Source organism: Nocardiopsis halophila DSM 44494, assembly GCF_000341245.1.
GTDB classification, from domain to species: domain Bacteria; phylum Actinomycetota; class Actinomycetes; order Streptosporangiales; family Streptosporangiaceae; genus Nocardiopsis_A; species Nocardiopsis_A halophila.
On sequence record NZ_ANAD01000024.1, the window covers coordinates 25882 to 45290 of the forward strand.

15 protein-coding genes, 1 pseudogene and 1 riboswitch are annotated in these 19409 nt (G+C 75.2%); of the genes and pseudogenes, 1 reads left to right on the forward strand and 15 read right to left on the reverse strand.

Translation table 11 applies throughout. From position 1 onward, the window contains the following. The 5 genes from D450_RS0102965 to mnmA all read right to left on the reverse strand — a co-directional run bounded on the left by D450_RS0102965 (position 1) and on the right by mnmA (position 7309). Positions 1–2073 carry a putative bifunctional diguanylate cyclase/phosphodiesterase gene (locus D450_RS0102965; protein ID WP_017537190.1) on the reverse strand — a complete coding sequence of 691 codons (2073 nt, stop codon included), beginning with the start codon at positions 2071–2073 and terminating at the stop codon, positions 1–3. Positions 2074–2358: 285 nt separating this feature from the next. Beyond that, entirely contained in the window at positions 2359–4554 is a 2196-nt protein-coding gene (gene ligA / locus D450_RS0102970) for an NAD-dependent DNA ligase LigA (RefSeq protein WP_017537191.1), read from the reverse strand. A 31-nt stretch (positions 4555–4585) separates the two neighbouring features. Next, positions 4586–5650, reverse strand: a complete 1065-nt coding sequence (locus D450_RS0102975) for a uroporphyrinogen decarboxylase/cobalamine-independent methonine synthase family protein (protein WP_017537192.1) — start codon at positions 5648–5650, stop codon at positions 4586–4588. Continuing rightward, entirely contained in the window at positions 5643–6146 is a 504-nt protein-coding gene (locus D450_RS0102980; RefSeq protein ID WP_017537193.1) for a DedA family protein, read from the reverse strand. Before D450_RS0102980 ends, D450_RS0102975 begins: the two co-directional genes overlap by 8 nt. A 71-nt stretch (positions 6147–6217) precedes the next feature. Then, positions 6218–7309 carry a tRNA 2-thiouridine(34) synthase MnmA gene (gene mnmA / locus D450_RS0102985; RefSeq protein ID WP_193374819.1) on the reverse strand — a complete coding sequence of 364 codons (1092 nt, stop codon included), beginning with the start codon at positions 7307–7309 and terminating at the stop codon, positions 6218–6220. A gap of 108 nt (positions 7310–7417) precedes the next feature. Here mnmA and D450_RS0102990 point away from each other — a divergent pair, with 108 nt between their 5' ends. Next, a complete protein-coding gene (locus tag D450_RS0102990; RefSeq protein WP_017537195.1) occupies positions 7418–8581 on the forward strand; it encodes a hypothetical protein in 1164 nt (387 codons plus the stop codon). A 22-nt stretch (positions 8582–8603) separates the two neighbouring features. Here D450_RS0102990 and D450_RS0102995 read toward each other — a convergent pair whose 3' ends face one another. From D450_RS0102995 to glgP, 10 genes and pseudogenes are all read right to left on the reverse strand, one after another. After that, positions 8604–9779, reverse strand: coding sequence for a cysteine desulfurase family protein (locus D450_RS0102995; RefSeq protein ID WP_026128351.1), 1176 nt, complete (start codon positions 9777–9779; stop codon positions 8604–8606). Between the two features lie 63 nt (positions 9780–9842). Then, positions 9843–10778 (reverse strand): annotated as a pseudogene (locus D450_RS29280) (electron transfer flavoprotein subunit alpha/FixB family protein); the annotation flags it as partial. A 31-nt stretch (positions 10779–10809) separates the two neighbouring features. Further along, positions 10810–11589, reverse strand: coding sequence for an electron transfer flavoprotein subunit beta/FixA family protein (locus tag D450_RS0103005; protein WP_039820073.1), 780 nt, complete (start codon positions 11587–11589; stop codon positions 10810–10812). A gap of 233 nt (positions 11590–11822) precedes the next feature. After that, positions 11823–13718 (reverse strand): serine/threonine-protein kinase, encoded by a 1896-nt coding sequence (locus D450_RS0103010; protein WP_241483035.1) that lies wholly within the window; start codon positions 13716–13718, stop codon positions 11823–11825. A 175-nt stretch (positions 13719–13893) separates the two neighbouring features. After that, a complete protein-coding gene (locus tag D450_RS0103015; RefSeq protein WP_017537198.1) occupies positions 13894–14448 on the reverse strand; it encodes a YbaK/EbsC family protein in 555 nt (184 codons plus the stop codon). Positions 14449–14498: 50 nt separating this feature from the next. Beyond that, entirely contained in the window at positions 14499–15263 is a 765-nt protein-coding gene (locus tag D450_RS0103020) for an enoyl-CoA hydratase-related protein (RefSeq protein ID WP_026128350.1), read from the reverse strand. Positions 15264–15328: 65 nt separating this feature from the next. Further along, positions 15329–16039 (reverse strand): energy-coupling factor transporter transmembrane component T, encoded by a 711-nt coding sequence (locus D450_RS0103025; RefSeq protein WP_017537200.1) that lies wholly within the window; start codon positions 16037–16039, stop codon positions 15329–15331. 15 nt (positions 16040–16054) lie between these two features. Next, on the reverse strand, positions 16055–17554 hold the full coding sequence (locus D450_RS0103030; protein WP_241483036.1) for an ABC transporter ATP-binding protein: 1500 nt from the start codon (positions 17552–17554) through the stop codon (positions 16055–16057). Beyond that, complete coding sequence (locus D450_RS0103035; RefSeq protein WP_017537202.1) at positions 17551–18153, reverse strand: ECF transporter S component; 603 nt, start codon at positions 18151–18153, stop codon at positions 17551–17553. Before D450_RS0103035 ends, D450_RS0103030 begins: the two co-directional genes overlap by 4 nt. 63 nt (positions 18154–18216) lie before the next feature. Continuing rightward, positions 18217–18322, reverse strand: a riboswitch (TPP riboswitch). 84 nt (positions 18323–18406) lie between these two features. Continuing rightward, on the reverse strand, positions 18407–19409 hold a 1003-nt coding region (glgP, locus tag D450_RS0103040; protein ID WP_017537203.1), incomplete at its 5' end, for an alpha-glucan family phosphorylase.

Below are 19409 nucleotides of genomic sequence, written 5' to 3' on the forward strand. Positions count from 1 at the left end.
TCAGGGCGCTTCAATCCTATGGCCGTCGGCGGGCTCTCGGCCCTCGTGCGCCACGGCGCCGTGCGCGCGCAGCCACGCGGCGGCCTCGGCGGCCTCCAGCGGCGGGGCGAAGAGCCGCCCCTGGGCGGCGTGGCAGCCCATCGCGCCCACGGCCTCGGCCACGCCCTCGGTCTCCACGCCCTCGGCCACCGCCCGCATCCCCAGGGTGCGGACCAGGTCGATGGCGGAGGCGACGATCACCCGCCCGTCGCCGTCCTCCTCCACCCGCCGCACGAACGAGCCGTCGATCTTGATCTCCTGCACCGGCAGGCCGTTGAGCCGGGCCAGGGTGAAGTAGCCGGTGCCGAAGTCGTCCAGGGACAGCGGCACGCCCAGGTCGGACAGGGCCAGGATGACCGGGGCCACCGCGTCGGCCTCGCTCACCATCACCCGCTCGCCGATCTCCAGGCGCAGCGCCTCGGGGGGCACCCCGTGCCGCCGCAGGCCCGCGGCGACCACGTCGGGCAGGGTGGGGTCGAGCAGCTCGCGGGCGGAGAGGTTGACCGCGACCGGCAGCGCCAGGCCCTCGGCCCGCCACCGGGCCACCTGGGACAGGGTCTGCTCCAGCACCTCGTGGGTGAAGCCGCGCATCAGGTAGGACTGCTCGATCAGCGGCACGAACTCGTGCGGCTCCAGCACTCCGCGCCGCGGGTGGCGCCAGCGCACCAGCGCCTCCAGGCCCACCGGCCGCCGCCCGGCCAGGTCGACGGTGGGCTGGTAGAACATCTCCAGCTCCTTCTCCACCAGGGCGCGGCGCAGCTCGCCGAAGAGGCTGAGCCGGGCGGTGGAGTTGCGGTCCTTGTGCGGGGCGTAGAGCTCCACCCCGGTGCGCTGCTCCTTGGCCACGTACATGGCCACGTCGGCGCGCTGCATGAGCAGCTCGAAGTCGGGGGCGTGGTTGGGGTAGAGCGCGATGCCGACGCTGGCCTCCAGGTCGAAGTCCATGCCGTCCAGGCGCACCGGCTCGGCCAGCGCCACCCGCAGCCGTGCCGCCACCTCGCGGGCCGAGGCGGCGTCGCGCACCTGGGGCAGCAGCACCGCGAACTCGTCCCCGCCCAGCCGGGCCACCAGGTCGCCGGGGCGCACGCTGTGCGTCAGGCGCAGCGCCACGGTCTGCAGCAGCCGGTCCCCGGTGGGGTGCCCCAGGGTGTCGTTGACCTCCTTGAACCGGTCCAGGTCGAGCAGGAGCAGGCCGATGCGGTGGTGGCGCTGGCGGGCCTCGCCCAGCGCCTGCTGGGTGCGCAGGATGAGCAGCTTTCGGTTGGCCAGCCCGGTCAGCTCGTCGTGGTTGGCCTGGTGCTCGCGCTTCACCGACAGGGTGGCGCTGGTGTAGAGCGCGGCCAGCGGGAAGGCGAACAGCGGCACCAGCCAGATGGAGTGCGTCATCGCCACCACGACCAGCGGCGCCAGGCTGAGCAGCACCGCGTTGACGAACAGGCGCTGGCCGATGTCCTTGCCCAGCACGCTGCTCAGCGGCGCCCGCTCGTGCATGGCCACCGCGCACTCGACCAGCACCAGGTTGGTGACGAAGTAGGCCGCCCCGGCCAGGGCCACCAGCAGCAGCTCGGGGCCGTCGGGCACCCAGGGCCCGGCCGCGGCCTGCGGGTGGAACAGCCGCATCACCGCGTCGGCCACCCCGAAGCTGAGCACGTACTGGGCCAGGTTGAAGGCGGTCCGGTGCGGGGCGTGCCGGCGGGCGATGCCGGCCGCCGCCGTGGCCACCGCCTGGACCAGGGCGGCGGCGGGCAGGCCGAAGAAGATCAGCAGCGCGAAGGAGAACGGCAGCGAGGTGGGCGCCCCGCTGGTGGCCGGGGCGTTGGGGGTGGCGATGGGCCGCAGCTCGCCGATGACCACCATGCACAGCACGACCCACACCAGCGGCTGGTCGGCCAGCGCCAGCAGGCCGGCCGGGCCGGTCCACAGCAGCGACCCGAGGAGGAGGCCGCACCCGGCCACCGTGGTGCCGGCCAGGTACAGCCACAGCGGCGTGCCGGCCCGCGGTCCCACGTCTCGGGTGTTGTTGGGGTCCTTCATAGCGTCCTCGGGCAGTCGGGATGTGCGGCGGAGCGGAGGTCTCACCCCTTCCGGCCACCCCCTCGGTCAGATCCGGCCGGTCTCGTCCGGTGCGCGAGCCGCGCCTTCCAGGCACAGCTTACGACGCTTCATCACCAGCTGTCGCCGCACAAGGACTTTAGGTAAGCCTTGGAGGTTTGCGCCCGTTTTCCGTCGCGATGGGGCCGTGCTCCCCGGTACCGACCGCCGCGGCCTGCGAGGACGCCCGCGGCGTGCGGCGCGGCCGGGCCGCGCCGCACCCCGGACTCACCCCTCGTCCGCGTCCTCGCCGGTGCGGGCGACCTTCCTGGCCTCATCCGGCCCGGACGCCAGCAGCACCCGGAAGCCGTCCTCGTCCAGGACCGGAACCCCGAGCTTGAGGGCCTTGTCGTACTTGCTCCCGGGGCTGTCCCCGGCCACCAGGAAGTCGGTCTTCTTGGAGACCGACCCGGTCACCCGGCCGCCGGCCTCGGCCGCGGCCTCCTTGGCGCCGTCCCGGGTGAAGCCCTCCAGCGAGCCGGTCACCACCAGGGTCACCCCGTCCAGCGGACGGGGGCCGGAACCGGCGCCCTCGTCCTCCATGCGCACCCCGGCCGCGCGCCACTTGCGGACGATCTCGCGGTGCCAGTCCTCGGAGAACCACTCCCGGATGGAGGCGGCGATGGTCGGGCCGACCCCGTCCACCGAGGCCAGCTCCTCCTCGGTGGCGGCCTCGATCGCCTCCATCGAGCGGAAGTGCCGGGCCAGGTCCTCGGCGGCGCGCGGACCCACGTGCCGGATGGACAGCGCCACCAGCACCCGCCACAGCGGCCGGGCCTTGGCCGCCTCCAGCTCCTCGAAGAGCTTGTCCACCGTCTTCTTGGGCTCGCCGTCCTGGTTGGCGAAGAACGTCACCACCTTGCGCTCGCCCGTCTTCGGGTCGGTCTTGGGCTCGGTGGTGTCGGGGTCCAGCACCAGGGTGCGGATCGGCAGCAGCCGCTCCACGGACAGGTCGAACAGGTCGCCCTCGTCCTTGAGCGGCGGCTCGGCGGGCTCCAGGGGCTGGGTGAGCGCGGTGGCCGCCACGTACCCCAGCGTCTCGATGTCCAGCGCCTTGCGGCCGGCGACGTAGAACAGCCGCTCGCGCAGCTGCCCGGGGCAGGAGCGGGCGTTGGGGCAGCGCAGGTCGACGTCGCCCTCCTTCTGCTGCCCCAGGGGGCTGCCGCACTCCGGGCAGGTCCGCGGCATGGTGAAGGGCCGCTCCGAGCCGTCCCGCGCCTCGGTGACGGGGCCCAGGATCTCCGGGATGACGTCGCCGGCCTTGCGCAGGCGCACGGTGTCGCCGATGAGCACGCCCTTGCGCTCGACCTCCTGGGCGTTGTGCAGGGTGGCGAACTCCACCTCCGACCCGGCCACCCGGACCGGCTCCATCACGCCGTAGGGGGTGACCCGCCCGGTGCGGCCCACGTTCACCCGGATGTCCACCAGCCGGGTGGTGACCTCCTCGGGCGGGTACTTGTAGGCGATCGCCCAGCGGGGGGCGCGGCTGGTCGAGCCCAGGCGGCGCTGCAGCGCCACGTCGTCGACCTTGACCACCACGCCGTCGATCTCGTAGGCGGGGTCGTGCCGGTGCTCGCCGTAGTGGGCGACGTAGGAGGCCACCTCCTCCAGCGAGCCGACCACCCGGTAGCGGTCGCTGACCGGCAGCCCCCACTCGGCCAGCAGGTCGTAGACGTGCGACTGGCGGGCGAAGTCCACCCCGCGGTGCTCGCCCACCCCGTGGCAGATCATGGTGAGCGGACGGGTTGCGGTGATCCGCGGGTCCTTCTGGCGCAGCGACCCTGCGGCGGCGTTGCGCGGGTTGGCGAACTCGGCCTTGCCGTCGGCGGCCAGCCGCCGGTTGAGCGCGCCGAACTCCTCCACCGGGAGGAAGACCTCGCCGCGCACCTCCAGCAGCTCGGGCGCCGGGCGCACGCTCTCGTCCAGCCGCTCGGGGATCGCGGCGATGGTGCGGGCGTTGAGCGTGATGTCCTCGCCCACCCTGCCGTCGCCGCGGGTGGCGGCCGTGGTCAGCCCCCCGTTCTCGTAGACCAGGTCGATGGCCAGGCCGTCGATCTTGAGCTCGCACAGGTAGGCGTCGACCGGGGCCTCGCCCTCCACCCGGTCGGCCCAGGCCCGCAGCTCCTCGGCGTCGAAGGCGTTGTCCAGGCTCTCCATCCGGCGCAGGTGCTCCACCGGCGCGAACAGGTTGCTGACCGGCGCGCCGACCTTCTGCGTCGGCGAGTCCTGCGTGACCAGCTGCGGATGGCGCTCCTCGATGGAGCGCAGCTCCTGCATGAGCCCGTCGTACTCGGCGTCCGAGATGACGGGCGTCTTCATGTAGTACCGGTAGCTGTGGTCGTCGATCTCCTGCGACAGCTCGGCATGGCGCTCGCGCACCTCTTCGGGGACGGAATCGACGGCGGTCGACTTCTCCGCGCTCACCCAGGGCGTCCTTTCCTCTTCCAGCGCCGTGTCACCGCCGCGGCTCGTCGCGCAGCACGCGCGCCGCCGCCCGGCAGGCGGCCATCGCCTCGCGCGCGGCGTCCGGTGAGGCGCCCGCCAGTCCGCACGCGGGGGTGCACACCACCGCGTCGGCGAGCATCCCGGGGTCGAGCCCGATGCGGTTCCACAGCTCCCGTACAGGATCGACGGTACTGCCCAGGTCGGACAGTCCCTCCCCGCGACGCGGGCCCGTTCCCGGAACGACACCGAGCAGCAGCCCGACGCCGTCCTCCAGGGCGGTGCCCAGGGCCTCGTCGTCCCGCGGGGCCAGCAGCGCGGCGTCCAGCCCCAGGGCGCGGAACCCGCACCGGTGGAACAGCCCCACCGGCGCCTCCTCGGCGCAGCAGTGCACGGCCGGGACCGCGCCGGCCCCGGCGATCGCCCCGGCCAGCGAGCGCAGCCGCTCCTCGACGGCCACCCGGTCCGGGGCGGGGATGCGGCGCAGCCCGCTGGCGGTGGGCACCCGGCCCTGGGACACCGCGGGCAGCCCCGGCTCGTCGACCTGCACCACCAGGCGCGCGCCGGGCAGGCGCGCGGCCACCTCGGCGATGTGCGCGCGCAGCCCCTCCTCCAGGGAGGCGGCCAGGTCGGCCACGGCCCCGGGGTCGGCGAGCATCCGCTCGCCGCCGCGCAGCTCGACCGCCGCGGCCAGGGTCCACGGACCGGCGGCCTGGATCTTGAACACGCCCCCCGGGTCACCGGAACCGCCCGGGCCGGCGAAGCGGTCGTGGCCGTGGTGCTGCACGGCGTCCAGGTCGTAGGAGAGGAAGCTGCGGGCCCGGGCCAGGTCCCGCCCCGGGGCGCGCGCCACGCGCCAGCCGGTGGGCTGCACCTCCACCGGCAGGTCCACCAGCAGGGCGGCGGTGCGGCCGACCGTGTCGGCGCCGGCGCCGCGCTCCGGCAGCTCGGGCAGGTGCGGGAACTCGGGCAGCTCGCCGAAGACGATCCGTGCCGCCTCGTCGGGGTCGGTCCCGGGGTAGGACCCGATTCCGGTCGCGCTCGCGTTCGGCCAGGGGTGGCGTCGGGGCTCAGTCACGTCCGACAAGGGTAGGCGACTCCCGCCGGTCGGCGGCGCGGCGCCGCCGGTGGACCAGCACGCCGACGGCCGCGGCGGCGGCGAGCACCGCCAGGGCCACGGCCAGCGCCGGGGAGCGGGTGAAGGCGCTCCACCAGGCGGCGAGCACCGCCATGCCGCCCAGGCTGTACACCGCCGCCCACAGGGCGCAGCCCGGCAGCATCGCCGCCAGGTAGCGCACGAAGGACATCCGCATGGCCCCGGCCACCAGGTGCACCGCGGTCTGCACCCCGACGGTGAGGTAGACGGCGGTGACCACGGGCGGGCCGAACCGGTCGATCAGACGCTCGGCGCGGACCAGGCGCGGCCCCAGGCGCTCGCCGAGCCGGGAGCGGTGCACGCCCGCCCCCAGGCCCCGGCCGATCCAGTAGGTGGCCTGGGTGCGCACGAAGACGATGGCGTACAGCGCGGAGTAGACGATCCAGAAGGGACGCCCCTCCAGGAACCCGTACTCCATACGCCCTCCCGGCGTCCGCGCCGCCCGGACCACCCGGTCGGCGTTGCTAAGGCTAACCTAACCGGCAGCGGCTAGGAAAGGGCGGGCTCCTGAGCGGGGTCGGTGGCCGCGATCGTCGCCGAGCCGAGCACCGCGTCGCCCTCGTAGAGCACCGCGGTCTGCCCCGGGGCCACCCCGGTGGCCGGCGCGTCCAGCACGATCCGCAGGCCGCCGCCCTCGCACCGCGCGGTGCAGCCGTAGACCTCGCCGTGCGCGCGCAGCTGCACCGTGCAGGCCAGCTCCCCGTCGGCCTCGGTGAGCGCGGACCGGCCGCTCCACACCGGGCGGACGGCGCGGATCGACCCCACCCGCAGGGACGCGCGCGGGCCCACGGTCACCGTGTTCTCCACCGGCTCGATGGACAGCACGTAGCGCCGCTCCGGGGCCCCGCCCAGGTCCAGGCCCTTGCGCTGGCCCACGGTGAAGGCGTGCGCCCCCTCGTGCTCGCCCACCACGTTGCCGTCCTCGTCCTTGATCGGCCCCGGGGCGCTGCCCAGGCGCCGGTTGAGGAACCCGGCGGTGTCGCCGTCGGCGATGAAGCAGATGTCGTGGCTGTCGGGCTTGTCGGCCACCGAGAGCCCGCGGCGCGCCGCCTCGGCCCGCACCTCGTCCTTGGAGCAGTCGCCCAGCGGGAACATCGCGTGCTCCAGCTGCTCGGCGGTGAGCACGCCGAGCACGTAGGACTGGTCCTTGCCCTCGTCGACGCTGCGCACCAGGCGCCCGTCGACCTTGCGGACGTGGTGGCCGGTGCACACCGCGTCGAAGCCCAGCGCCACCGCCCGGTCCAGCACCGCCTCGAACTTGATCTTCTCGTTGCAGCGCAGGCACGGGTTGGGCGTGCGGCCGGCGGCGTACTCGGCCACGAAGTCCTGGACCACGTCGCGGTCGAACTCCTCGGCCATGTCCCAGACATAGAAGGGGATGCCGATCACGTCGGCGGCCCGCCGGGCGTCCCGGGAGTCCTCGACCGTGCAGCACCCGCGGGCGCCGGTCCGGTAGGACTGCGGGTTCTTCGACAGTGCCAGGTGGACGCCGGTCACTTCGTGGCCGGCCTCCGCGGCGCGGGCGGCGGCCACGGCCGAGTCGACGCCGCCGGACATGGCGGCCAGTACACGCAGAGTCATAGCCCCTCCAGCCTATGCGCCCGCCGCGGGTGCCCGGCGCCCCCTCGCGGCCCCCTCGCGCGCCCGCGCCCGTGCGAGGTGGGCCCCCGGTTCTGCGAAAATCGGACCATGGCTCTGTTCCGTCGCCGCCGTTCCCCCGCGTCCGATTCCGCCGTCAACGTCGACGCCTTCTGGGCCGCCTGGCCCGGGCTCCGCCCGGCCCTGGCGGCCGCCGTCGACGCCTCCGAGCCCGTCCCCGAGGAGGCCGCGGCGCGCGTGACCGAGCTGGTGCAGCGCATCCACCCGGCCCTGGGCTGGGAGGTGGGCCCGGCCCCCGAACCCGCCGAGACCGGCCTGGAGGACCTGTCCGCCCCGCTCGACGCCGACCCCGACGAGCTGCTGCGGCGGCTGTCGGAGGCCGACGGGGAGGAGCCCGCCGCGGCCCCGGGCTATGCGCTGACGCTGCGCCCCGGCGCCGACGACGAGGCGCGGGTGCTCTCCGAGCGCTGGTCCCGGGCGGCCCCGGAGGAGCCGGAGTGGCTCTTCCGCCCCGCGGTGCCGGCCGACCACCGCGCCCTGGCCGGGGGCCTGGACTGGAACGGCCACGAGCTGGACCTGTCGCACGCCAGCGTGGAGCTGCGGGTGGATCAGCGGCGGGGCCGGATCGACGCCGGGGTCTACCACCCCGACTTCATGTTCCTCTCCGAGCAGGACCGGGCCGGGGTGGCCGAGCACGTGCTGCTGCTCGCGGTCGGCGAGGACGACCGGGTGCGCGCCGTGGGCGAGGTGAGCGCGCTGGTGGAGAAGCCGCTGGACCCGCTGGGGGCGCCCCNCACCGCGGTCCCCTCGGTGGTCGACCAGCTCACCGGCGGCTCCGGCGGCTCGTGGGTGTCCTTCCGCGCCCGGGTGCCGCTGCGCGGCGTGATCGAGGTGCAGGCCCGCCACCCGCTGCGGCGCCGCGACTACCCCGCCTTCACCCTGCTGGCCCGGATCGAGCTGGCCTACAGCGACGCCGACGACGAGCGCCAGCCCACCGCCGAGGCCGCGGCCGAGATGGACGCCTTCTCCACCCGGCTGCAGCGGCTGGCCGGGGACGACGGCGCCCTGTTCGGCCAGGAGACCTCGGCCGGCAAGCGCCGCCTCTACCTGTACCTGGACCCCGAGGCCGGGGTGATGCCGCGGCTGGAGGAGGAGGCGCGGCAGTGGCCGCACGGGGCCTCGGTCGGCAGCAGCCTCGACCCCGACTGGCGGTTCATCGGCACCCTGACCCAGCCGATCCGCCGCCAGCGGTAGCCCCGGCGGCCCCGGGCGGGGCTCAGCGCCGCCGGGTGCCGTGCGCGGCGCGCGCCCGTTCCACCGCCGGTCCGATCGCCGCGCCCAGGGCCTCCACGTCCTCGGGCGCGGAGTCCCGGCCCAGGCTGAAGCGGAGCGAGCCCAGCGCGGTGTCGGTGTCGGCGCCCATGGCCAGCAGCACGTGCGAGGGCCGGGCCACCCCGGCCGAGCACGCCGACCCGGTCGAGCAGGCGATCCCCTGGGCGTCGAGCAGCATCAGCAGGGCGTCGCCCTCGCAGCCGGGGAAGGTCAGGTGGGCGTTGCCCGGCAGGCGCTCCTGGGGGTCGCCGTTGAGCACCGCGTCGGGCACCGCCTTGAGCACCGCGCGCACCAGCTCCTCGCGCAGCCCCCTCAGGCGCTCGGCGTGCTCGGCGCGTTCGGCCACCGCCGGGCGCACCGCGGCCGCGAAGCCGCGCAGCAGCGGCACCGTGAGGGTGCCCGAGCGCACGTCGCGCTCCTGGCCGCCGCCGTGCAGCACCGGCACCGGGTCCACGCCGCGCGCCAGCACCAGCGCGCCCGCGCCCACCGGGCCGCCGAGCTTGTGCGCCGAGGCGGTCAGCGCCGCCAGGCCGCCGTGCGCGGAGAAGTCCACCGGAAGCGCGCCCACGGCCTGCACCGCGTCGGTGTGCATCGGCACCCCGAACTCGGCGGCGACCTCGGCCAGGGCGGCCACCGGCTGCACGGTGCCCACCTCGTTGTTGGCCCACATCACCGAGACCAGGGCCACGTCTCCGGGGTCGCGCTCGATGGCCGCGCGCAGGTCCTGCGGGTGCACCGCGCCGCGCGCGTCCACCGGGAGCTCCTCGACCACGGCGCCCTGGTGGTCGGCCAGCCAGCGCGCCGGGTCCAGCACCGCGTGGTGCTCCACGCTGCTCACCAGCACCCGGCGCCGGCGCGCATCGGCGCCCGAGCGCGCCCAGTACAGGCCCTTGACCGCCAGGTTGTCGGCCTCGGTGCCGCCGGCGGTGAACACCACCTCGTTGGGGGAGGCGCCCAGCGCCCAGGCGACGTCCTCGCGGGCCTCCTCCACCACCCGGCGGGCGGCCCGCCCGGCCCCGTGCAGGGAGGAGGCGTTGCCCAGGCGCCCGAACTCCTCGGTCATCGCGGCGAGGGCCTCGGGGCGGACGCTCGTCGTCGCGGCGTGATCCAGATACACCATGGCGCCCCCAAGGATACGGCGCCCGCACACGCGCGGCGGGCCCGGGCCTGTGGCCCGGGCCNGCTTGCCGACCTCCTCGGTCAGCTGCGGGGCGACCGTGTGCAGGTCGCCCACAACGCCGAAGTCGGCGATCTCGAAGATCGGGGCCTCGGGGTCCTTGTTGACCGCCACGATGTTCTTCGAGGTCTGCATGCCGGCCCGGTGCTGGATCGCGCCGGAGATGCCCAGCGCGATGTACAGGTTCGGGCTGACCGTCTTCCCGGTCTGGCCGACCTGGAACTGGTTGGGGTACCAGCCGGCGTCCACCGCGGCGCGCGAGGCGCCCACGGCCGCGCCGAGCGAGTCGGCCAGCTTCTCCACCACGGTGAAGTCGTCCGAGCCGACGCCGCGGCCGCCGGAGACCACGATCGCGGCCTCGGTCAGCTCCGGGCGCTCGCCCTGCTCCTGGGCGACGCGCTCGACGACGCGGGCGCCCTTAGCGGCCTCGGAGACCTCCACCTGGACGGCCTCCTCGGCGGCGTCGCCGGCCTGCGGCTCGGCCGGGACCGAGTTGGGCCGGACGGCGACCACCGGGGTGCCGGTGCGCACCTTGGCCTTGGTGACCATGGCGCCGCCGAAGATGCTGTGGTCGGTGACCAGCTCGGCGGTGACGTCCACCACGTCGGTGAGCACGCCCGAGCCGAGCTTGACCGCGGTGCGCCCGGCGATCTCCTTGTTCCCGGCGGTGGCCGAGACCAGGATCGCGCCGGCGCCCTTGTCCTGCGCCAGCTTGGCCAGCAGCTCGGCGGTGGGCGCAACGACGTAGTCGTTGAGCTCCGCCGGGGCGGTGTAGACCTTCTGCGCGCCGAACTCGGCCAGCTTGGCCTTGCCCGAGTCGGTCGCCTCGCCGACCCAGACGGCCGACGGCTCGCCGATCCGCCGCGCGGCGGTCAGCAGCTCGGTGGTGACCTTCTTGACCTCACCGTCGACGTGGTCGACGAGGACGAGGACCTCAGCCATGTCTCTAACCCCTCTTTCGTCTCCGCCGGACCTACAGGAACTTCTTCTCGGCGAGGAAGTCGGCGGCCTTGGCGCCGCCGTCGCCCTCGTCCTTGACGACGGTGCCGGCCGCCCGCGGCGGGGCGGGGCTGGCCTCGACGGTCTCGGTGCCCGCGGCGGCGGTGCCGACCCGCTCGGCCTCGATGCCGGCGTCGGCGATGCCGAGCTTGGCGACCGGCTTCTTCTTGGCCTGCATGATCAGCTTGAAGGACGGGTAGCGCGGCTCGTTGATCTTCTCCACGACCGAGACGACCGCGGGCAGCTGCGCCTCGACGACGTCGTAGCCGTAGTCGGTCTGGCGCTGCACCGTGACGGCCGAGCCGTCCACGTCGACCTTGCCGGCCAGGGTGAGCTGGGGCAGCCCCAGGTACTCGGCCAGCGCGGCACCGACCACGCCGGTGCGCGCGTCGGTGGACTCCGAACCGAGGACGACCAGGTCGAACTCGATCGTGCCCAGCGCCTTGGACAGCGCGTAGGCGGTCTGCAGGGCGTCCGAGCCGTGCAGCGCGTCGTCGACCAGGTGCACGGCCTTGTCCGCGCCCATGGACAGGGCCTTGCGGATGGAGTCGGTCGCCTGGTCCGGACCCATGGTCAGGACGGTGACCTCGCCCCCGTGCTTCTCGCGGAGGAGGAGGGCCTCCTCGATCGCGTACTCGTCGAGCTCGTTGATGACCCCGTCCGACGCGGCGCGGTCCAGCGTGAAGTCGTCGGACGACAGTTTCCGCTCGGTCGCCGTGTCCGGGACCTGCTTGACCAAAACGACAATATTCATGGCCGGTGGCCGACCTCCCTGCACTCCCATGCGTCGCCCGCTCGGACGGCGCGGACGCGGGCGCGTCCGTGGTCCCTAAGGGTGCCAAATGCGCTGGTCGCATCCGGCGGCGGGGGCGCGTTCCGGTCCCGCGCCTCCCGATTCGTCGCTCTCTGACACCCCCGATGTTACTGACTGGTAGCCAGGAGGGCGAACGCGGGTGTGCGCTCAGAGCGAACAGGGCCCGGCCCGGCTCAGCCGCCCAGCGGCGCACTGGGCTGCCAGCCGGTCCACACCGGGGCCGAGCCGAACCCGAAGGAGAGCACGAGCAGCGCGAACAGCACGGTGAAGACGATGACGGCCCAGTAGACGTACATGTTGCCGAAGCCGACCCGGTCGACCAGCTCCAGGGACTGACGGCGGGCGCCCTTGCCGTTGGGGCCGACCATGGTCAGCAGCAGCATCACGAACACCGCGTAGGAGCCGACGTTGTTGGCCGAGTTGGTGTCGGTGAGCAGGCCGATGATGATGCCCACGACCACCCCGACGAGCAGGTACCCCAGCCCGAAGAGCAGGTTCACCCCGATCGTGCGCAGCAGCGCCACCGGCATACTCAGCGCCACCACCATGGTGTCGGAGCTGCGCGGTCCGCGGGTCTGCAGCCGCCGGGCGTGGTCGCCCTTGACCTTGTCCAGCGCGCCCAGCACGCTCACCAGCACCATCCCGACCACGAAGCCGATGGTCGGCACGACCAGCCCCAGGCCGGCGACCAGCGCCGCCAGCGGGAGCAGGTAGAGCTTGGGCAGGTACCAGCGGTCGTCGTCGTGCCCCTCGCCGCCGTAGTCGCCGAAGTAGTCCGAGACCCGGTCGGTGCGGCTGGTGCGCCCGGTGCCGCCGCCGTACTCCCGGGAGGTGGTGTAGCCCTCCTGGATCTCCTCGCCGGCGAACATCGCGGTGCTGTCGGGGGAGGCGTCCCGGCGCTCCTGGCCGACGGGGGTCAGGATGTCGCGGAAGTCCTCGGGGCGCAGGGTGGAGTTGAAGTACTGGGTGTGCGGCCCCTGCGCGGCGTGGTCGTCGTCCTCGGCGTCGTCGGCGTAGTAGGTGCGCACCTCGGGCTGCGGCTCGGCCGGGGCGACCCGGGTGTGCTGGGCCTGCTGGGTGTGCTGGGCCTGCTGCGTGGAGGAGGGGTCGTAGGCCTGCGTCCGGGGGGCCTCGCCGGGCTCGTCGGCCGGCTCCTGCGGGCGCTCCTGCATCGGGGCGTGCACCGTGTGGGCGCCGGTCGTCCCCGAGCCCACGTAGGCCGCCAGGTCGTCGCTGAGCGGCAGGTCAAGGTTGAGCCGGGAGGTCTCGGCGACCAGCTGGGCCGCGGTGGGCCGGGCCGCCATGTCCCGCGAGACCGCGGCGGTCACCAGCGGGCGCAGCTGGTCCGGCATCCCGTCCAGGTTGATCTCGCCGTTGAGGATGCGGAAGAAGATGACCTCGAAGGACCCGGCGCCGTAGGGCGGGGTGCCGGTGGCCGCGAAGGCCACGGTCGCGCCCCAGGCGTGCACGTCGGTGGCCGGGCCCAGCGCGGTGCCCTCGATGACCTCCGGCGACAGGTAGCTGGGCGTGCCCACGAAGGTGCCGGTCTGGGTGAGCTTGGCGCCGTCCACCGCGTGGGCGATGCCGAAGTCGATGACGATGGGCTCGCCGTTGGAGATGATGACGTTGCCCGGCTTGAGGTCGCGGTGGACGACCTCGGCGGCGTGGATGTCGTCGATGGCGCGCGCCATGCCGCCCACGAAGCGGGTCAGGGCGCGCCCGCGCAGCGGACCGTGGTCCTCCACGGTCGCGTCCAGGGTGGGCCCGGGGATGTACTCGGTGACCACCCAGGGCAGCTCGGCCTCGGTGTCGGCGTCGATCACCTCGGCGACGTTGCGGCTGCGCACCCGGCGCATGGTCTCCACCTCGCGGGCCAGCCGGGCGCGCGCGATCGCGTCGCCGGCCACCTCCGAGCGCAGCACCTTGATCGCCACCAGGCGGTCCTGCCGGGGGTCGACGCCCTGGTAGACCACGCCCATGCCGCCCTGGCCGATGCGCCGCCGGATGGTGTAAGGGCCGACGCGTTCCGGCAGCTCCTCGCCCTCGGGGAAACCTGCCGTCATAGCCATTGCCTGCTCATCCCCTCAAACCCCGCATAGCACCACACCAGCTTAGCCGTCGGCCGGGGGCCGTCCGCGGGCGGTTCCGCGGGCCCCGAACGGTTCGGGCAACCCTATGAGTATGACGGAAGCCGGGGGCGCGCGGTTCCGCCGGACCGCCCGCCCCCGCCGCCGCGGCGGGCCCTCAGCCCCCGGCCGGAACCCCCAGCCCCTCGACGACCTGGGCCCCCGGCAGGCGCGCGAGCGCCGTACCGGGCACGATGAGCTTGGAGGTCCGCAACCCGCTGCCGACGACCGCCCGCGGGCAGGCCGCTGCCGCGGCGTCGACCAGGACCGGCCACGCGGCGGGCAGCCCCACCGGGGTGATGCCGCCGTAGGCCATGCCGGTGGCCTCCACCGCGTCCTCCTGCCGGGCGAAGGAGGCCTTGCGCGCCCCGAGCAGGCGGCGCACCGCCCCGTTCACGTCGGCGCGGGCGGTGGCCGGGACGACGCAGGCCGCCATGCGCACCTCGCCCGCGCGCCGGCCCGCCACCACCACGCAGTTGGCCGAGGCCTCCGGAGGCACGCCGTAGTGCTCGCAGCAGGCGGCGGTGTCGGCCAGCTCCGGGTCGATCGGCGCCACCAGCGGCGCCTGCTCCCCCTCGCCGCCCTTGAGGCCCTCCAGGGCCGCGGCGACGGGCGGCGCGAGCAGGTCGGGCCGCTCCCCGGCCGGAACGGCGTCCAGGCCCCACACCCGCATCGGCTCCTCCTTCGCAGGCTCCTCCGTACGCTCCTGTGCACGCGCCGGGCTCAGCGCCCGGTGAACCCGGCCTTGCCGGGGCCCTTCTCCACGAAGCTGCGCATGCCGGCCTTCTGGTCCTCGGTGCCGAACAGGCCAGCGAACTGGACCCGCTCGATCTCCAGCCCGGTGTCCAGGTCGGTCTCCAGGCCCCGGTCGACCGCCTCCTTGGCGGCGCGCAGCGCCACCGCCGGGCCGCCGGTGTAGCGGGGCGCCGCCCCCCCCCCCNCGACCCGGTCCACCAGCCCGATCCGCTCGGCCTCGGCGGCGTCCACGTGCCGCCCGGTGAAGATCAGGTCCTTGGCGCGGGACGGCCCCACCAGCCGCGGCAGCCGCTGGGTGCCGCCGGCGCCGGGGATGATGCCCAGCTGGATCTCGGGCTGGCCCAGCCTGGCGTCCTCGGCCGCGATCCGGAAGTCGGCGCACAGCGCCAGCTCGCACCCGCCGCCCAGGGCGTACCCGGTCACCGCGGCCACGACCGGCTTGGGGATCCGGGCCACCGCGGTGAAGCAGTCCTGCAGGGTGCGCGAGTGCGCGCTCATGTCGGCGAACGACATGTCCGCCATCTCCTTGACGTCGGCCCCCGCGGCGAACACCCGCTCGCCGCCGTAGAGCACCACCGCGGCCACCGAGGCGTCCGCGGCCACCTCGGCGGCCGCCTGCCCGATCTCCCGCTGCACCTGCGCGTTCAGCGCGTTCATCTTGGGCCGGTCCAGCCGGACCACCGCCACCGCCGGGTGGGTCGGGTCCTTTTCCACCCGCACGAACTCCCGCACGCTCTCGCCCACTCCTGCCGCCTTCCTCGCTCCGGGGCCACTGTCCCTGGCTGTCTACCACGCCCTCACGCGAACAGCAGGCGCCAGGTCCCCAGCCACAGCGACAGCCCGTGCGCACCGGCCAGAACGGCGGCCGTCCCGGCCACCAGGGCGGTGTCGGCGGCGGTCCACACGCTGCGCCGGGCGTGCGTGCGCGGCCCGGTGCCGAAGGCGCGCGCGTCCATCGCCGCGGCCAGCCGCGTCCCCGTCCGCACCGCCCGCACCAGCAGGGCGAACACCTTGCCCGCGAACAGCCGCACCGCGGCGGCGGGGTTGGCCCCCGCCTCCAGGCCGCGCGCCCGCCGGGCCAGGGTGAGCGTGCGCCACTGCTCGGCCAGCAGCGGCACCAGGCGCAGCGCGGCCAGCACCCCCAGGGCGGGCCGCTCGGGCACCCGCAGCCGCTGCACCAGCGCGTCGGCGGTCTCGGTGGGGTCGCTGGTGAGCACGGCCAGCACGCACGGCAGGGCGATGGCCGCCAGCCGCAGGCCCAGGCCCAGCGCGGCCGCCGCGCCGGCGTCGCCGTAGAGCAGGTTGACCACCGCCACCGAGGCCGCGGCCAGCAGCAGCGGCGGGAAGAGCAGCAGGACCGGGCGCGCCCGCAGCCCGGCGAAGGGCAGCACGAGCACCACGGCGGCCAGCACGGCCCCGGCGGTGACCGGGTCGAGCACCGGCACCAGCGCGGCGGCCACCAGGAGGGCGGCCAGCAGCTTGGCCGCGGGGTTGCGTCGTCTCAGCACCGTTCCACCGCCGCCTCAGCCATCGCTCCCCAGCCGCAGGCGCGTGTCGGTGAACCCGTCCAGCAGCCGCTCGTCGTGGGTGGCGGCGACCACCGCCCGCCCCCGGGCCCGCAGCCCGTCCAGCAGTTCCACCACCTCGGCCCAGGTCACCGCGTCCTGGCCGAAGGTGGGCTCGTCCAGCAGCAGCACGTCGGGAGCGTGCTCGGGGTCGGAGCTGAGCGCGGTGGCCACCGACAGCCGCCGCTTCTCCCCGCCGGAGAGCGTGAAGGGGTGGGCCCCCTCCAGGCCGTCCAGGCGCAGCCGCCCCATGAGCTCCTCGGCCCGCGCGGCGGCGCGCCGGGGCGGTGCGCCGGCCCGCAGCGGGGCGAACTCCAGCTCGTCGCGGACGGTGCCGGTGACGAACTGGTCCTCGGCCTGCTGGAAGACGGTGCCCACGTGCCGGGCGAGCCGCCGGGCCGGCCAGCGCCCCAGGTCCCGCCCGTCGGCCGCGGCCAGCGCCCCGGCCGGACGCACCCGCCCGCCGTCCGGGCGGGCCAGCCCGCCCAGCAGCGCCAGCAGGGTCGACTTCCCGGCGCCGTTGGCCCCGGTCAGCGCGGTCACGGCAGCGGAGCGCACCACGGCGTCCACCCCGTCGAGCACGGCCCGCCGCCCGCGCGCCGGCCCGCCCGGGGCGCGCGGCTCCAGCGCGCGCAGCCCGCAGGCCTCGACCAGCACCTCGCCGGGGCTCCCCCCGCCGCGCGGGGCCCGGGGCTCGCGCCCGGGCACCCACACCCCGCGTGCGGCCAGATCGGCGCCGTGCTCGGCGAACACCCGGTCCGGCGGGCCGTCGGCGGCCACGCCCCCGCCGGGTTCGAGCACCACCACCCGGTCCACCAGGCCGACCGCGTCGGCCACCCGGTGCTCCACCAGCACCATGGTGGCGCCGCTGGAGGCCGCCAGGCCGGCGACGACCCCGCGCACCAGCGCCGCCCCGTCCGGGTCGAGGTTGGCGGTGGGCTCGTCCAGGAGCAGCAGCCGGGGCCGCATGGCCAGCGCCCCGGCCAGCGCCAGGCGCTGCTGCTCGCCGCCGGACAGGGCGGCGGTGGGGCGCTCCGGCCCGTAGGGGAAGCCCACGGCCGCCAGCGCCTCGCACACCCGCGGGGCGATCTCCTCGCGCGCCAGGCCCAGGTTCTCGGGGCCGAAGGCGACGTCGTCCCCGGTGCGCGCCATCACCAGCTGGGCCTGCGGGTCCTGGCCCACCAGGGCCGCGGCGCCGCGCCCGCGCCCGGGCGGGGCGCCGTCCACCAGCAGCTCGCCCTCGCTCTGCCCGGTGACGGCGGCCTCCGGGCCGGCCAGCCCGGCCAGGGCCTGCAGGAGCGTGGACTTGCCCGCCCCGGAGGGGCCGAGCAGCAGGACCCGCTCGCCGGGCGCGATCTCCAGGTCCACCCCGCGCAGCGCCCAGGCCTCGCGCCCGGCGTGGCGCCAGCCCCACCCCGCGGCGCGCACCCGCGCGCCCCGGGGACCGGTCGGGCTCATCCGCGCGCCGAGGGGAAGGGCGAGAGCGCTCCGGCCCGGGCCAGGGCGCTGGTCAGCGCGCGGCTGCCGACGCCGCCGATCAGCGCGGCGCTGGCCACCACGAGCACGCCGTAGGCGGCCATGAAGTGCGGCGGCCAGGTCGGGTAGTACAGGGTCAGGTCCATGGCCACCGGGGCCAGCCCGGCGGCGGCGCCGGCCAGCACCGAGATCCCCATGCCCCAGCGGCGGTAGCGGGCCCCGGCGAAGACCAGCTCGGGCAGCAGCCCCTGGGCCAGCCCGGCGACCAGCACCATCAGGCCCCAGGAGGTGCCCAGCAGCGCCGAGACGGCGGCCGCGGCCACCGAGGTGAGCACCCCGGCGCCGGCCTTGCGGACGACCAGCATGCCCAGCACGCCGGGGACCAGCCAGACGCCGTAGAGCACGGCCTGGGCGGGCGGGAAGACCAGGAACACCGGCTCGGTCACCGACCAGAGCATGCCCCAGAACCAGAACACCACACCCACGGCGACGCCCAGGACGGCGGCCACGACGATGTCGACGGTGCGCCAGCGGGGCAGGCGGCCCCGCAGGGCGGCCAGGACGGCCTTGACGGACTTCATGCGGATGTCCCTTCGTATCGGTTGCGCGACACGAGGGGGCGTGAGCCAAGAGCGCCCGGCGCACGGGCGGGTCCTACGACTTCCTTCGCCGGCATGACCCGGATCAGGTGTCTAAGGGTCTGCGGTCGGACCGCACTCTCAGCGCCGGAGCGCTCCCCTGTCGTTCCCTCCCATTATGGCCGAACGGTCAACAATGGGACATACCGCCCTGATAACGCCTCTCCGCCGTCTCTCCGCCGGCTCTACCGCCTCCTCACCGCAGCACGATGCCGTCCTCCATCGCCTGCGGCGGGGCGGGCAGCGCGATCAGCCCCATCTCCGCCGGGCAGGTCAGCAGCGGGTGGCGGGGCAGCACCCGCACGGTGTACCCGCAGGCCCCGGCGCGCGAGAGCGGGACCGTCCCGGTGTAGCGCGGCCCTTCGCCGCCGTCCGGCTCCAGCGCCACCGCCTCGGGCTCCTCCAGCCGGTCGCCGTCGCCGACCCGCCCGATCAGCGCCTCCACCCGCACGTCCTCCGGGGCCAGTGCGCCCAGCTCGACCGTGGCGTGCACCTCCAGCCGCCCGCCCACCTGCGGCGCCCCGGCCGCCCCGGCAAGGTCGACATGCTGGATGCGCACCGCCGGCCAGCCGGCGCGCACCCGCCGCTTCCAGGCCGCCAGCTCCCGCGCGCCCTGCGCGTCCTCGGCCAGCAGGAGCCGCGAGGAGTCGGCCGCGCCCTGGTAGAGGCGCTCGGTGTACTCGCGCACCATCCGGGTGGCCAGCACCTTGGGCCCCAGTGAGACCAGGGTGTGCTTGACCATCTCCAGCCAGCGCTTGGGCAGGCCGCCGGCGTCGTGGTCGTAGAACAGCGGCGCCACCTGGTGCTCCACCAGGTCGTACAGGGCGCCGGCCTCCAGGTCGTCGCGGCGGTCGGGGTCCTCCACGCCGTCGGCGGTGGGGATGGCCCACCCGTTGGAGCCGTCGAACCACTCCTCCCACCAGCCGTCGCGCACCGACAGGTTGAGCCCGCCGTTCAGCGCCGACTTCATCCCCGAGGTGCCGCTGGCCTCCAGCGGGCGCAGCGGGTTGTTCAGCCACACGTCGCACCCCTGCACCAGGGCGGTGGCCAGCGCCATGTCGTAGTCGGGCAGGAACACCAGGCGGTGGCGCACCCGCGGGTCGTCGGCGAAGCGCACGATGTCCTGGATCAGGCGCTTGCCGCCCTCGTCGGCCGGGTGCGCCTTGCCGGCGACCACGATCTGCACCGGCCGGGCCGGG